Genomic DNA, 14852 nt, shown 5'->3' with positions numbered 1-14852 from the left:
TAAATGGAAATGTTAGGAACAGTTTTACCGTTAGTATTGATGTTCGCGATTTTTTACTTCTTGCTAATTCGTCCGCAGCAAAAGCAACAAAAAGCTGTACGTGAAATGCAAAACAGTCTACAAAAGGGTGACAAAATTGTGACGATCGGAGGATTACATGGTATCCTTGATTCAGTTGACGAAAACAAAATCGTCCTAAAAGTAGGAGATGGCACTCGTTTAACATTCGATCGTAAATCAGTACGTGAAGTTATCAAAGACTAAATAGTACATAATAAAAAAACAGGGTATAAATATAACCCTGTTTTTTATTTTGCTGCTCTTGATGAAGACACGTTAACCCCAAAGATTCCACCAAGCATCGCTACTAATAAAAATCCCCCATGATACATAAGTTCTTCCATTGTAAAAATTTCCCCATAGCCCAGAAATTTAAACAATAAAATAATGAGTGAGAAAAGCAGGGCGGTAATCCCTCCGATTAGCCAGCCTTTTTCCTTGCCATTTCCTCCGGCAACAAAGCCACCAATAAATAAGGCTAAAATCGACAAACCTAAAAGCACCCATGTAATTGATGATTCTGTTAAATCGGTAAACTTTAATAATAAAGAAAATACTAGGCTTGTGGCTAACGCCATAACAAAGATGGTGATAAGACCATAAAGGATTGCTTTACCCCATTGTTTTGTTTCCACAAAGCATCCCCCTTTCCCTCTAGACAAGTCCCGAGCTTGTTGTGAGCTCGTCTTATTAAAGAATATTCATAGAATAAAAAAATAGACTATAAATATTTTAGTGGACTTGCATCATATGATGGTAAAGAGGACTTGCATATAGATTTAAAAAATCCTTTTACTTATTATTGAGTACTATTCATTCGATAGATAACACCATATTATCCGGCTGCTTTTGAGTGGTGTTTACTATCAAGGAGGATAAATAATGCTTACCACTTTAACAGTTATCATCTTTCTCATTACTTATTTTGTTATTATGACGGAAAAAATTGATCGTGCTTTAGCGGCTGGTTTGGGTGGAGTCGCTATGCTTATTGTTGGAATTTACGATATAAACAAGGCATTTCTTACGTACATAGATTGGAATACAATTTCGCTGTTATTCGCGATGATGCTGATTGTCATTATTACAAGTCAAACAGGTGTATTTGAGTTTGTAGCTATTATCATGGCTAAATTTGTAAAAGGGAGGCCTATTCCACTTCTTATTGTTATCTCTACGTTAACAGCTGTTGGATCAGCTTTTCTTGCTAATGTGACGATGGTGCTTCTACTTGTTCCAATCATCCTTACAATCGTGCGTATGTTAGATATACCAGCCATTCCTTATTTAATTACAATCATTATCGCTTCAAATATTGGTGGAACAGCCACACTAATTGGAGATCCTCCGAATATCATGATTGGTCAAGCAGTTGAGCATTTAACGTTCAATGCTTTTATTACTCATTTAAGTCCCATCGTGCTGATTATTTATGCAGTGGTTCTAATTTACTTAATCGCAATTTATTGGCCAAAGCTTCAGGTTGATACGATTGATCAAAAAAAGCTAGCGTCGATTAAGGCGAGTAACTATTTAAAACTAACACCAGCGTTACCAAAGTCCATTTTTGTTTTACTTTTAACTATTGCTGGCTTTGTCTTAAATCCCATTTTACACATTGATCTGACGAGTGTTGCGTTAGCAGGGGCATTATTGTTATTGTTGCTTACCCACGATGAATACAAGCCTGATGAGGTTTTTAAACAAGTGGAATGGGGAACATTGTTTTTCTTCGTCGGATTATTTATGTTAATTGGCGGGCTCGAGGAAGTAGGGGTTATTGATGAGCTTGCACGGGGAATGGTGTTTTACACAGAAGGTGATTTACCTAAAACATCAATGCTTATTTTATGGATGACAGGTATTTTATCCGGTTTTGTTGATAATATTCCTTTTGTCGCGGCAATGATTCCGATGATTATCGAGTTTAAAGATTACGGAATGACCAATTTAGATCCTTTATGGTGGTCATTGGCATTAGGAGCTTGTTTAGGAGGAAACGGGACATTATTAGGTGCAAGCTCTAATTTAGTTGTTGCAGGACTTGCAGCAAAGGAAAAAGAGCATATCAATTTTATCGAATTTCTTAAAGTTGGTTTTCCAATCGTTATTATCTCACTTGGTATCTCCTCTGTTTACGTTTATTTTCGATATCTTCTAAACTTTACGATGTAGATGAAATGTTTACATAAAAGTTACGTTATCGTTCAAAATAAGTGTTAAGCAATTAGATAAAAGGAGGCCATGAAAAGTGGAATATTACATCACGATCTTGGCTCGTACTTTATTTCTATACTTTCTCATTGTTCTTATTTTTAGATTAATGGGCAAGAGAGAAATTGGTGAGTTGAGCATATTGGACTTAGTGGTCTTTATCATGATTGCAGAAATGGCAGTTACAGCAATTGAGGACCCGAGTGATCCACTGATACATACAGCTATTCCTATGCTTATTTTGATGACGCTGCAGATTTCATTGGCATATCTATCACTTAAAAATCAAAAGATTAGGCATATTTTAGATGGAAAGCCAACCATTATTATTAATCGTGGAAAAGTAGATGAACACGCCATGAGAACACAAAGATATAACTTTGATGATTTAATGACACAGCTTCGTGACAAAAATATAAACAATGTTGCTGACGTCGAGTTTGCGATTTTGGAACCTACTGGGAAACTCTCTGTCATTGAAAAACAGAAAAAAAATAAAAAGCAACCAGAGCTTCAGCTTCCTCTAATTGTTGATGGAACCATTCAAGATGAGAATCTACACACGATTAATAAAAATACCTTATGGTTAAGGCAGCAGCTTCGTAAACTAGGTTATAAAGATACAAAGCAAATTTCGTTATGCACATATGGAAAAGGGATTTTTTTCATTGATTTGAAGGATGAAGATAAAAATTAATGTAGGTGGGGGTCGCATCGACTTTCATCTTTTTTTATGTGAAAGAAAAAAGCAATTGAGCATCACTCAATTGCATGGAGAGAAAAAAATTATTTTGCTGGTATTAGTCGAGCCAGAAAATGACCTACAAATGGAATGCGTTGTATTTCGTCTTTTTCTACAAGTTTTAACACTAAAAGTAAGAAGCAATAGATTAGTGATGTAACGGTTAAAGATGTAATTAACCTTAATATGATTGTGAATTCCGAAACGACATTTTCATAAAATAAATATCCTGTCACACCGGCAATGACCATGGTCATTCCACTCTTAATATAGTCCTTAACATGAATTGTAAATGGAACAACCTTTAAGACTGTTGCAAAATGTAAAAGAGTAACAAGCATTATACCTATAACAATGGCCAAAGCAGCACCCATAATACCGAGAGATGGTCTTGTTGCTAATACGAAGATAAGAGCTGTTTTGACAGCTGAACCTATTAAACTATTAATCATAGCAGCTTTTGCTAAGTCTAAAGCTTGTAGCACAGCCTGTAAAGGTCCTTGGAAATAATGAAAAATAAAAAATGGTGCCATCACTTGAACGAAGATGGCAGATTTACTGCTGCCATACATGATGCTCATTAAAGGTTCTGAAAAAACATATAACACAACACATGCCAGTCCACCACTTACAAGTGACAGTCTTAAAGCTTGCTGCAAGCGATGTTCAACGAGCTTTAGCTGATTGTTAGCCATTGCTTCACTTATTGCAGGAACAAGGGAGGTAGACAAAGAATATGTAATGAATGAAGGCAGCATCAGCAAAGGTATTGCATATCCTGTAAGACCTCCATATTGTTTTGTAGCAACAGCTGTGGCAACTCCTGCTATAGCAAGGCTGTTTGCAACAACAATTGGTTCAAAGAACCATGAAAGTGATCCGATAAAGCGACTTCCTGTTGTTGGGAGTGCTATCCCCATTAATTGATTAAATGTTTCTTTTCCATTTTTGACAGATTTAAAGAATTTTCTTCGAATTCTAATTTTCTTTTTCACTTTAAACATGGCTGCCAAGTAGATAAGTGAAACCAATTCTCCAACAACGGCTGAAATCATTGCGCCAGCTGCGGCATATTCAATTCCGTATGGTAAAAAGGCACTTGTACATATCGCAACTAAGGAAATACGAACAACTTGCTCTAATACTTGGGAAATGGCAGCAGGTCGCATATTTTGCCGTCCTTGGAAATAGCCACGGATAACAGAAGAAATTGCCACGATTGGAACTACGGGGGCAATTGCTAGCAATGGCCAATATGTTCGTTGATCAGTAAATACATGCTCAGATAAAAATGGTGCGAGAAGCATCATAGTCGGTGTGAAAATGATACTTAACGTTCCGGTTATTGATAACGAAACAACAAGTATTTTCTTTACTTTACGAGCATCACCTTTTGCTTCAGCTTCTGCAACAAGCTTTGAAATGGCAACAGGTAATCCAAGTTGTGTAAGGGTAATAGCTAAAACAAGGGTTGGGACAGCCATGTTATATAAACCAACCCCCTCTTCTCCGATAAAACGGGCAACAACTATTCGGTTAATAAATCCTAATACACGGGTTATAAATCCTGCCAAGATTAATATGAGCGTTCCTTTTAGAAACGTTTGCTTTGACATTTCTCTCCCTGCCTTCTCAAATAACGTGGAATCATATACAATTACTATATGCGTCGGAATAGGCCAAGCATGACAAGTTATATCGGATTGTGTGGTACTTCCTTTACATAGCCCTTAAAATGTCTCGTAAAAGGAGTGTATAAATGATGAATAAGCAGCCAATTGATGAATTCCGTCATCATGTGAAACCAGCGATTAAGAGCAAATTAGAAGAATTTATGATTCTAGGCTATGAGGATGTTTCTGAAGAAAAGCTTTGGTCATTTCTGAAAACAAAAAAATGGAAAAAAACACCTGAACTTTATGTGCATGAGGTTGTGCGTGATATTCTGGCACTAAAAATTGGAGATTTTATGAACTATGCCACTGTTGAATCATTTAAAGGAGGAAATTGGTTCGACAGTGACGAAGGTAAAGATTTGTTAAAAGGTTTGATTTAACATTGATTCTACATCTTTTAAAAGCGTATAATTTGATGGGGAATATTAACCTTGTAAAATAAACAAAGCCTGCATTTTTAGTAATTTATTATCGGCTTTATATCATTCGTTTTGTGGAAATTAAGGAGGATACATAATGGTTAAGCGCGGACGCATAATTGCGTTTTTTCTACTTGTCCTAGTAGTAGGTAGTATTATTGGCCTGAATACAAATAGGGCAACAAGCAACATTATTTTGGGACTAGATTTGCAGGGAGGCTTCGAAATTTTATATGAAGTTGAACCAGCAAACGAAGGGGACAAAATTACAAGGGATGTGCTTGTAAGTACAGTTAATGCTCTACAAAAGCGTGCAAATGTCCTTGGAGTAAGTGAACCGAATATTCAGATTGAAGGTGAAGATCGAATTCGTGTTCAACTTGCAGGTGTAAGTGATCAGAATAAAGCACGGGAAATTTTATCTACACAAGCTGAATTAACTTTCCGTGATTATGAAGACAAAGAGATGCTTAATGGCTCTGACTTAGTAGAAGGTGGAGCGAAGCAATCATTTGATGAGCAAGGAAAACCTAATGTTGCGATTAAGTTGAAAGATGCAACGAAGTTTAAAGAAGTAACAGAAGAAATTGTAGGAAATGCTCCTTATAATCAACTTGTTATTTGGCTTGATTATGAAGAAGGAGATTCATTCCAAGAAGAAGCGACTAAGCAAGATCCAAAATATCTTTCTGCACCAAATGTTGACCAAGTTTTTAATCAAACAGATGTTACCATAACAGGAAACTTTACAATCCAAGAAGCACAAGATTTGGCGAATTTATTAAACGCAGGTTCTCTTCCAGTAAAGTTAACAGAAATGTATTCAACATCTGTTGGAGCTCAGTTTGGTGAGCAGGCATTAGATCAAACAGTTCTGGCTGGAATTGTAGGAATAGCTATCATTTTCCTATTCATGTTATTCTTCTATCGTTTACCAGGTTTTATTGCTGTTATTACTCTTTCAACGTATATTTACTTAATTCTTCAAGTGTTCGATTGGATGAATGGTGTTTTAACATTACCAGGTATTGCTGCACTTATTCTTGGTGTCGGAATGGCGGTTGATGCAAACATTATCACATATGAACGTATTAAAGAAGAACTAAAACTCGGTCGTACCGTTCGCTCGGCCTTTAAGGCAGGAACAAGACGTTCATTTACAACGATCTTTGATGCGAATATTACCACTATTCTAGCAGGAGCTGTTCTCTTTTTCTTTGGGACAAGTTCTGTTAAAGGCTTTGCCACAATGTTAATCATCAGTATTATTGTAAGTTTCTTAACAGCTGTATTTTTATCAAGAATATTACTTGCGCTATTAGTAGAGAGCCGCTGGCTTGATAAGAAAAAAGGTTATTTTGGTGTGAAGAAGGAGCATATAATCAGTATCGAAGAAACAGATGATGATACGATTGCACCTACTCGTTTTGACAATGTAGATTTCTTAAAACATCGCAAGAAATTTTTTATGTTATCAACAATTCTTGTAATCGTAGGAATTGTCATATTAGTAGTATTCCGTTTGAATCTTGGAATTGATTTTGCGAGTGGTACACGTGTTGAGGTTCAAGCAGACAAAAGCCTAACAACACAAGAAGTAAATGATGAAATGGAAAAACTAGGTCTAGAAGCTGATGATGTTGTCTTGGCTGGTAATAACAATGAAATTGGTGTGGCTAGATTTATCGGTGTTTTAGATCAGCAAAAAATTGCTGAAGTAAAAAGCCATTTTAAAGAATTATATGGCATGGATCCAAATGTAAGTACAGTTTCTCCAACTGTTGGGAAAGAGCTTGCAAGAAATGCAATGTATGGGATATTGATCGCTTCTATAGGCATCATCATTTATGTAGCGATTCGATTTGAGTTTTATATGGCGCTTGCGTCAATTGTCGCCTTGCTTCATGACGCATTCTTTATCATTGCTTTCTTCAGTATCACCCGTTTAGAGGTTGACATTACCTTTATTGCAGCGGTTTTAACAATTGTCGGTTATTCTATAAATGATACGATTGTAACTTTTGACCGGATTAGGGAGTTATATAAGAAGAAGAAGGTTAAAACTGTTGAAGATTTAAAGTTAATTGTAAATCGCAGTTTACAGCAAACCTTTACTAGATCTGTTAATACGGTACTGACTGTTGTCATTGCTGTTGTAGCGCTAATGATCTTTGGTAGTACTTCAATTACGAATTTCTCGATTGCATTATTAGTTGGATTGGTTTCGGGTACCTATTCTTCTTTATTTATTGCTGCTCAGCTATGGCTGATTTGGAAAGGAAAGCAATTAACGAAAAAGAAGGATGTTCCTTCCCAAGTAAGTGACGAACCACAAGTATAAAAATTAAGGGTTATCTCTCTCTAATGTCATTATTTAAAGTAACCACATGGTTTACGAAATAATACAATGAGATGGGATAACCCTCATTTATTGTAAACAATTGGTTAAACTATAGGTACGAGCAAAAGAGGTGAAGATATGGGGAAAAATGATCGATTTAAGCAAGCTGAATTTGCTGCCATGATTGGAGTAGTTGGAAATATTGTACTTGCAATTATTAAAGGGGTAGTTGGTGTTATTGCTGAAAGTCGTGCGTTAGTGGCAGACGCTGTTCACTCGGCATCAGATGTTGCAGGGTCATTAGCCGTTTACATAGGTGTACGCGCTGCAAAACAGCCCCCTGATGAAGATCATCCTTATGGACATGGAAAAGCAGAGTCAATTGCTGCCATAATTGTAGCTGTTCTTTTGTTTTTAGTAGGACTTGAAATTGGTAAATCTTCCTTTGAGTCTTTTTTTGAGGAAATTCAAGCACCTAAGCCACTTGCGATATATGCAGTGATTTTGTCGATTGTCGTTAAAGAATGGATGTTTCAATATAAGTTTAGATTGGGTAAAAGAATAAAAAGTGATGCTATCATTGTAAATGCTTATGAGCATCGCTCAGATGTTTATTCTTCCATAGCTGCTTTGGCTGGTATTGGTGCAGCGATAATTGGTCAAAAGATGGGAATAGACTGGCTTGTTTATGCGGATCCTGTTGCAGGACTATTTGTAGCTGTATTGGTTATCAAGATGGCCTGGAAGCTTGGTGCTGAATCAATTCATACAACACTTGACCATGTTTTGCATGATGAAGATGTTGTTGATCTTAAGGATACAGTGAGTAAAATAAGTGAGGTTAAAAAAATCGATGAGTTGCATGCCAGAGAACATGGACATTATGTTATCGTAGATATAAAAGTTTCCGTTGACCCTCACATAACAGTTGAAGAAGGGCATAACATAGGAAAGCTTGTAAAAGAAAAGCTAATGAGTGAGCATGAACACGTACAAAATGTAATGGTACATATTAACCCTTACTCACCTTAGGAGAAAGGAGGAATACAAATGAAGCGTCAATGGAGTTTAATTCTAGCCATTATTTTTGCCATCATTATTGCCATCTTTGCTGTGATAAATGTTGAGCCAGTTGAGGTTGATTATTTATTTGGAAAAGCAGAATGGCCCCTTGTACTAATTATTTTAGGTTCAGTTTTTATGGGAGGATTTATCATTGCATCAGCAGGAGTTGTTAGAATCTTAACAATCCACCGAAGATTGAAAGTTGCTGAAAAAGAAAATGCGAAATTACAAACTGAACTAGAAACGTTAAAGGACGAAAAAGAAAAGAAGGTAACAGATCTCGATAACAAAAAGGAAGAAATGGATCATGAACCAACATCTGGTGTTTAGTAATCAAGCCTATTTACTTCTGGAATAATCCTTAAATTGAAACCCCTTGACCACTCTTGTATAATGGGATGGTTGAGGGGTGAAACTATGTTAAAGGCAAAAACAAGATGGATGGTTCAATCATCTGATGAAACCTTAATTGAAACACTTATTGATAACTTATCCATTACACCGTTAGTCGCATCTTTACTTGTAAATAGAGGCATACATTCAGTAGAAGAAGCACGCGAATTCTTGGAAACTGAAAAACAATCTTTTCATGATCCGTTTCTTCTAAAAGATATGGACAAGGCTGTCCACCGAATAAAAACGGCGATAGAACAAAATGAGCATATATTAGTTTATGGAGATTATGATGCTGATGGAGTAAGCAGTACAACTGTATTATTAACAGCTTTACGTACTCTGGGTGCAAACGTAGATTTCTATATTCCAAATCGATTTACCGAGGGTTATGGACCAAATGAAGCTGCTTTTAGACATGCACATGAAAAGGGTTTTTCTTTAATCATTACAGTTGATACAGGAATTGCAGCTGTTCATGAAGCACAAGTGGCAAAAGAATTAGGGATGGATTTGATTATTACAGACCACCATGAGCCAGGTCCGATTCTTCCAGAAGCACTTGCGATTATCCATCCAAAACAACCAGGATGTACCTATCCTTTTAAGGAGCTTGCTGGAGTTGGCGTTGCCTTTAAATTAAGTCATGCTCTGCTTGGTGATGTTCCAACTGATTTATTAGAAGTAGCAGCAATAGGAACAATCGCAGATTTAGTAGCACTTCATGATGAAAATAGATTAATAGCTAAAAAAGGTATAAACCAGTTAAAAACAACAAAACGTATTGGACTAAAAGCGTTATTAAAAATTGCCAATGTCAAGATGGATGAAATAAATGAGGATACGATAGGTTTTGCACTGGGGCCACGAATTAATGCAGTTGGTCGTTTACAATCAGCTGACCCCGCCGTGGACCTTCTCCTTTCTGAAGATGAAGAGGAAGCTTCAGTTATTGCTGAGGAAATTGATTTGCTTAACAAAGAACGTCAGAAACTTGTTAGCACAATGACAGAAGAAGCAATCGAGGAGGTAGAAACTCGTTTTCCAATCGAGGATCATCCAGTTCTTGTTATTGCTAGAGAAGGCTGGAATCCAGGTGTGGTGGGAATAGTTGCATCAAGGCTTGTAGACCGCTTTTATCGTCCAACAATTGTTTTAAGCATTGATAGAGAAAAAGGAATTGCAAAAGGGTCAGCCCGAAGTATCGTTGGCTTTGATTTGTTTGAAAATCTATCAACATGTCGCGATATTCTTCCGCATTTTGGAGGGCACCCCATGGCTGCAGGTATGACATTAAATCTGGAAGATGTTGATTCACTACGAGAAAGACTTGTTGAAAAGGCAAAAAACATATTAACAGAAAATGATTTTATACCGGTAACAAAAGTGGATGTAAGCTGTAATCTAGAAGATATTTCAGTTAATTCAATTGAAGAAATGCAACTTCTTTCACCCTTTGGTATGAATAACCCTAAACCTGTCATTCAAATAGAGAATGTTACATTGGCAAATGTTCGAAAAATTGGTTCTGAACAAAATCATTTAAAGCTGGTTTTTTCGCAAGAAGATTGTCAGCTTGATTGCGTTGGGTTTGGTATGGGGTATATCCATGATGAACTTTCACCCTCTGTTACTTTATCGGCAATTGGGGAATTATCTATTAATGAGTGGAATAATCTTCGCAAACCCCAAATCATGTTACAAGATATCAAGGTTGATGAGTGGCAGTTGTTCGATTTTAGAGGAACAAGAAATGTCGACAAGCTAGTGAGTTCAGTGACAACTTTAGAAGAGAGCATCATTGTTACTTTTGAGGAAACAACGCATGATTACGTGAAGAATTTAGGCTTCGAACAAAAAGCAATGTTAGTAAAAACAAAACAAGATGCCCTAAATCTATCTGTTAAAAATAAACATGTTATTTTAATGGATATTCCATCATCACTTGATCATTTTGATGCGCTTTTTTCTGAAGGAAAGCCAGCAAGAATTTACACAGTGTTTCAACAGGATTCAGATCACTTCTTTTCAACGATTCCAACAAGAGAACACTTTAAATGGTATTATGGATTTCTGTTAAAGAAAGGCTCTTTCAAGCTCCATGAGCAAGGTAAACAACTTGCGGCTCACAAGGGATGGACAAAAGAAACAATTGAGTTCATGTCACAGGTGTTTTTTGAACTAGAATTTGTTACAATAGAAAATGGTGTTATTTCGACAAATTCTTCAACTCGAAAACGAGATTTAACAGAATCGAAAACATATGCCCAAAAACAAATGAGATTAGAATTAGAAAAAACGTTATTATATACATCTTACATGCAGCTTAAGCAGTGGTTTGAAGAAAGATTTCCATTAGATGCGCCTGTAGGTGTATAAGGAGGACAAAGGAAAAATGGATTTAAAGCAATTCGTAACAGTCGTACCTGATTATCCGAAACCAGGAATTCAATTCAAGGATATTACAACATTAATGGATAATGGGGATGCGTATAGATATGCGACAGACCAAATTGTTGAATATGCTCGTGAAAAACAGATTGATCTTGTCGTTGGTCCTGAAGCACGCGGCTTTATTATTGGCTGCCCTGTTGCTTACTCACTTGGAGTAGGTTTTGCCCCTGTTCGTAAAGAAGGAAAATTACCTCGTGAAGTAGTTCGTGTTGAATATGGTCTTGAATATGGCAAGGATGTATTAACGATCCATAAAGATGCGATCAAGCCTGGACAACGTGTTTTAATTACAGATGATTTATTAGCAACAGGAGGAACAATTGAAGCAACCATTAAACTTGTTGAAGAGCTTGGCGGTATTGTTGCAGGGATTGCTTTCCTAATTGAGCTATCTTATTTAGATGGACGTAAATTATTAGATGGCTATGATGTATTAACATTAATGAAATTTTAATCATGAACTAAAATAAATGATAGGGGATAAGAGTTAATAAGGTAGCTCTGTCCCCTTTGTTCTTAAGAGCACTCTGAAGGGTGCTTTTTTTGCAAACTTTCTGTAAGATGGTCCTTATAATTCCTTAAGTAGGAACATATCCAGTATTTGGAGTAGCTAAAAAATAGTATGTACCTCTTTACATCTCTACTTTTTTTATTGATAATAGTTACAATATAGTAAATTTTCTAATCGTAATGATGAAATGTTTTCGTCACCTCGATTTTTACATGAATAAATCAGATTTTTCGCGCAGTTCCTTATTTAATAGAGGTTTATCAAAGTTTCAATACAAAAAGGTGATTCCATGTCTAATGAACAAGTATTATCTTCTGAGCAAGTAATTCAAAAAGCACAAAGATATTTATCGGCTGAAGATACAGCTTTTATCCAACGTGCTTATGATTTTGCTGAAGAAGCACATAGAGAACAATTCCGTAAATCGGGAGAGCCATATATTATCCATCCTATTCAAGTCGCGGGAATATTGGTAGATTTAGAGATGGATCCGTCAACAATTGCTGGTGGCTTCTTACACGATGTTGTGGAGGATACAGAGGTCACTCTTGAGGATTTGCGCAATGAGTTTAATGATGAAGTGGCAATGCTCGTCGATGGTGTTACAAAACTAGGGAAAATTAAATATAAATCAAAAGAAGAACAGCAAGCAGAAAACCATCGAAAAATGTTTGTTGCAATGGCTCAGGACATCCGGGTTATCCTCATCAAACTTGCAGACCGTCTTCATAACATGAGAACGTTAAAGCATTTGCCACAAGAAAAACAAAGACGTATATCAAACGAAACACTCGAGATTTTTGCTCCTTTAGCACATCGATTGGGGATTTCAAAAATCAAATGGGAGCTTGAAGATACATCACTAAGATACTTAAATCCACAGCAATATTACCGAATCGTAAATCTAATGAAAAAGAAACGTCAGGAACGGTTAGAGTATCTTGATCAAGTAATTGATGAAGTACGTGAGCGTGTTAACGAAGTAAATATTGAAGCTGAATTTTCTGGAAGGCCGAAACATATTTACAGTATTTATCGTAAAATGGTTCTTCAGAATAAACAATTTAATGAAATTTATGATCTTTTAGCAGTCCGAATTGTTGTAAATAGCATTAAAGATTGCTATGCTGTCCTCGGTATTATTCATACTTGCTGGAAACCAATGCCTGGACGCTTTAAGGATTATATTGCAATGCCAAAGCCTAATATGTACCAATCTCTTCACACAACGGTTATTGGACCTAAAGGAGATCCTCTTGAAGTTCAAATTAGAACATTTGAAATGCATCAGATTGCTGAATATGGAATCGCTGCACATTGGGCTTACAAAGAAGGTAAAGATATTGATGAGAAAACAACATTAGAGAAAAAACTGTCATGGTTTAGAGAAATACTAGAATTTCAAAATGATGTGACAAATGCAGAAGAATTTATGGAGTCATTAAAAATTGATCTCTTCTCAGATATGGTCTTTATTTTCACTCCTAAAGGGGATGTAATTGAATTACCATCTGGTTCCGTCCCAATTGATTTTGCCTATCGAATTCATTCCGAAATTGGGAATAAAACAATAGGTGCCAAAATAAATGGCAAGATGGTTACCCTGGATTATAAATTAAAAACTGGTGATATCATTGAAATATTAACGTCTAAGCATTCATATGGTCCAAGCCAAGATTGGTTAAAGCTTGCTCAAACATCACAAGCAAAAAATAAAATCCGCCAATTCTTTAAAAAGCAACGTCGAGAAGAAAATGTTGATAAAGGAAAAGAAATGGTTGAAAAAGAAATCAAAAATCTTGATTTCGATGTAAAAGAAGTCATGACATCTGATAATTTGCAGCGGGTAGCCGAAAAGTTTAATTTTTCAAATGAAGAAGATATGTATGCAGCTGTTGGGTATAATGGTGTAACAGCGTTGCAGGTTGCAAATCGCTTAACAGAAAAATGGCGTAAAAAACGTGATCAAGAGGAACAGGAAAAGAATATTCAGGAAGTAATGAATGAAGTAAAACAAGTTCCTTCTACATCTTCCCGTAAGCGTGATGCAGGCGTACAAGTTAAGGGTATTGATAATCTATTAATTCGCCTTTCGAAATGTTGTAATCCAGTTCCTGGGGATGACATTGTTGGTTTTATTACAAAGGGTAGAGGAGTATCTGTTCACCGATCTGACTGTACCAATGTTCATACTGAAGATGCTAAAGAGCGATTAATTGATGTTGAATGGGAAAATCAGCCATTATCAAGCCGAAAAGAATACAATGTTGAAATTGAAATACTTGGTTATGATCGTCGTGGTTTATTAAATGAAGTTCTTCAAGCTGTTAATGAGACAAAAACGAATATATCGTCTGTTGCAGGTAAATCTGATCGTAATAAAGTTGCCACCATTAATATGGCTATTTCTATCTCAAATATTAATCACTTGCAAAAAGTAGTTGAAAGAATTAAACAAATACCGGATATTTATTCGGTTCGAAGAATGATGAATTAAGGAAGGTTTTATTGTGAAGGTAGTTGTTCAACGAGCAAAGGATGCTCAAGTAACAGTCGAAGGAGACGTTGTCGGAAAAATAAAAGCAGGTGTAATGGTGCTTGTAGGAATGACACATGACGACACTGAGGCAGATGCTGAGTATTTAGCAGAAAAAATCGCTCATTTAAGAATTTTTGAAGATGAATCAGGAAAAATGAATTCGTCCTTGCTAGATATAGAAGGTGAGGTACTTTCTGTTTCACAATTCACTTTATATGGTGATTGCCGAAAAGGAAGACGTCCTAATTATATGAATGCTGCAAAGCCTGATTACGCAAATAAGTTATATGAAATCTTTAATCAAAAGTTAAAAGAAAAGGGACTACATGTTGAAACTGGTACATTTGGGGCTATGATGGATGTTCAGTTTACAAATGATGGTCCTGTTACGTTAATTATCGAGAGTAAATAAGAAGGTTAGTTTCTCCAACAAGGTGT

Annotated in this window: 13 protein-coding genes; 11 read left to right on the top strand and 2 right to left on the bottom strand. The window is 36.1% G+C overall.

Features of this window, described 5'->3' with window-relative positions; all coding sequences use genetic code 11:
• The first annotated feature begins 3 nt into the window (after nt 1–3).
• Nucleotides 4–264 carry a preprotein translocase subunit YajC gene (gene yajC, locus D9842_RS13250; RefSeq protein WP_098798774.1) on the top strand — a complete coding sequence of 87 codons (261 nt, stop codon included), beginning with the start codon at nt 4–6 and terminating at the stop codon, nt 262–264.
• A 44-nt stretch (nt 265–308) separates the two neighbouring features.
• Here yajC and D9842_RS13245 read toward each other — a convergent pair whose 3' ends face one another.
• A complete protein-coding gene (locus tag D9842_RS13245) occupies nt 309–695 on the bottom strand; it encodes a TIGR04086 family membrane protein (RefSeq protein ID WP_257535876.1) in 387 nt (128 codons plus the stop codon).
• A gap of 247 nt (nt 696–942) precedes the next feature.
• Between D9842_RS13245 and D9842_RS13240 the strand changes: the two genes are divergently transcribed.
• Both D9842_RS13240 and D9842_RS13235 read left to right on the top strand, forming a co-directional pair.
• Nucleotides 943–2235: an ArsB/NhaD family transporter gene (locus D9842_RS13240; protein WP_121662951.1), complete on the top strand. Its 1293-nt coding sequence runs from the start codon at nt 943–945 to the stop codon at nt 2233–2235.
• 76 nt (nt 2236–2311) lie between these two features.
• Nucleotides 2312–2971 carry a DUF421 domain-containing protein gene (locus tag D9842_RS13235; RefSeq protein ID WP_232273855.1) on the top strand — a complete coding sequence of 220 codons (660 nt, stop codon included), beginning with the start codon at nt 2312–2314 and terminating at the stop codon, nt 2969–2971.
• An 89-nt stretch (nt 2972–3060) separates the two neighbouring features.
• On the opposite strand, the gene spoVB is transcribed toward D9842_RS13235, so the two are convergent.
• Nucleotides 3061–4632 (bottom strand): stage V sporulation protein B, encoded by a 1572-nt coding sequence (gene spoVB, locus D9842_RS13230; RefSeq protein ID WP_121662950.1) that lies wholly within the window; start codon nt 4630–4632, stop codon nt 3061–3063.
• Between the two features lie 146 nt (nt 4633–4778).
• Between spoVB and D9842_RS13225 the strand changes: the two genes are divergently transcribed.
• The 8 genes from D9842_RS13225 to dtd all read left to right on the top strand — a co-directional run bounded on the left by D9842_RS13225 (nt 4779) and on the right by dtd (nt 14826).
• Nucleotides 4779–5072: a post-transcriptional regulator gene (locus D9842_RS13225; RefSeq protein ID WP_121665063.1), complete on the top strand. Its 294-nt coding sequence runs from the start codon at nt 4779–4781 to the stop codon at nt 5070–5072.
• A 136-nt stretch (nt 5073–5208) separates the two neighbouring features.
• Nucleotides 5209–7452 (top strand): protein translocase subunit SecDF, encoded by a 2244-nt coding sequence (gene secDF, locus D9842_RS13220; protein ID WP_121662949.1) that lies wholly within the window; start codon nt 5209–5211, stop codon nt 7450–7452.
• A gap of 138 nt (nt 7453–7590) precedes the next feature.
• A complete protein-coding gene (locus D9842_RS13215) occupies nt 7591–8484 on the top strand; it encodes a cation diffusion facilitator family transporter (RefSeq protein ID WP_121662948.1) in 894 nt (297 codons plus the stop codon).
• A gap of 18 nt (nt 8485–8502) precedes the next feature.
• Nucleotides 8503–8847, top strand: a complete 345-nt coding sequence (locus D9842_RS13210) for a LapA family protein (RefSeq protein WP_121662947.1) — start codon at nt 8503–8505, stop codon at nt 8845–8847.
• A gap of 87 nt (nt 8848–8934) precedes the next feature.
• A complete protein-coding gene (gene recJ / locus D9842_RS13205) occupies nt 8935–11289 on the top strand; it encodes a single-stranded-DNA-specific exonuclease RecJ (RefSeq protein WP_121662946.1) in 2355 nt (784 codons plus the stop codon).
• A 16-nt stretch (nt 11290–11305) separates the two neighbouring features.
• The gene (locus tag D9842_RS13200) at nt 11306–11818 is read left to right on the top strand and encodes an adenine phosphoribosyltransferase (protein WP_121662945.1); all 513 of its coding nucleotides are present in this window, start codon (nt 11306–11308) and stop codon (nt 11816–11818) included.
• 346 nt (nt 11819–12164) lie between these two features.
• Entirely contained in the window at nt 12165–14372 is a 2208-nt protein-coding gene (locus tag D9842_RS13195) for a RelA/SpoT family protein (protein WP_121662944.1), read from the top strand.
• Between the two features lie 13 nt (nt 14373–14385).
• On the top strand, nt 14386–14826 hold the full coding sequence (gene dtd / locus D9842_RS13190; protein WP_121662943.1) for a D-aminoacyl-tRNA deacylase: 441 nt from the start codon (nt 14386–14388) through the stop codon (nt 14824–14826).
• The last annotated feature ends 26 nt before the right edge of the window (nt 14827–14852 follow it).

This window comes from Metabacillus litoralis (assembly GCF_003667825.1).
Lineage (GTDB): Bacteria > Bacillota > Bacilli > Bacillales > Bacillaceae > Metabacillus > Metabacillus litoralis_B.
This window is presented reverse-complemented; position numbering and strand designations above follow the sequence as displayed.

Excerpts from the sequence above, each read along its gene's own strand:
- D9842_RS13225 (WP_121665063.1), top strand. The coding sequence starts at position 4,779 with ATGAATAAGCAGCCAATTGATGAATTCCGTCATCATGTGAAACCAGCG.
- yajC (WP_098798774.1), top strand. The coding sequence starts at position 4 with ATGGAAATGTTAGGAACAGTTTTACCGTTAGTATTGATGTTCGCGATT.
- D9842_RS13195 (WP_121662944.1), top strand. The coding sequence starts at position 12,165 with ATGTCTAATGAACAAGTATTATCTTCTGAGCAAGTAATTCAAAAAGCA.
- D9842_RS13215 (WP_121662948.1), top strand. The coding sequence starts at position 7,591 with ATGGGGAAAAATGATCGATTTAAGCAAGCTGAATTTGCTGCCATGATT.
- D9842_RS13240 (WP_121662951.1), top strand. The coding sequence starts at position 943 with ATGCTTACCACTTTAACAGTTATCATCTTTCTCATTACTTATTTTGTT.
- recJ (WP_121662946.1), top strand. The coding sequence starts at position 8,935 with ATGTTAAAGGCAAAAACAAGATGGATGGTTCAATCATCTGATGAAACC.
- spoVB (WP_121662950.1), bottom strand. The coding sequence starts at position 4,632 with ATGTCAAAGCAAACGTTTCTAAAAGGAACGCTCATATTAATCTTGGCA.
- secDF (WP_121662949.1), top strand. The coding sequence starts at position 5,209 with ATGGTTAAGCGCGGACGCATAATTGCGTTTTTTCTACTTGTCCTAGTA.
- D9842_RS13200 (WP_121662945.1), top strand. The coding sequence starts at position 11,306 with ATGGATTTAAAGCAATTCGTAACAGTCGTACCTGATTATCCGAAACCA.
- D9842_RS13210 (WP_121662947.1), top strand. The coding sequence starts at position 8,503 with ATGAAGCGTCAATGGAGTTTAATTCTAGCCATTATTTTTGCCATCATT.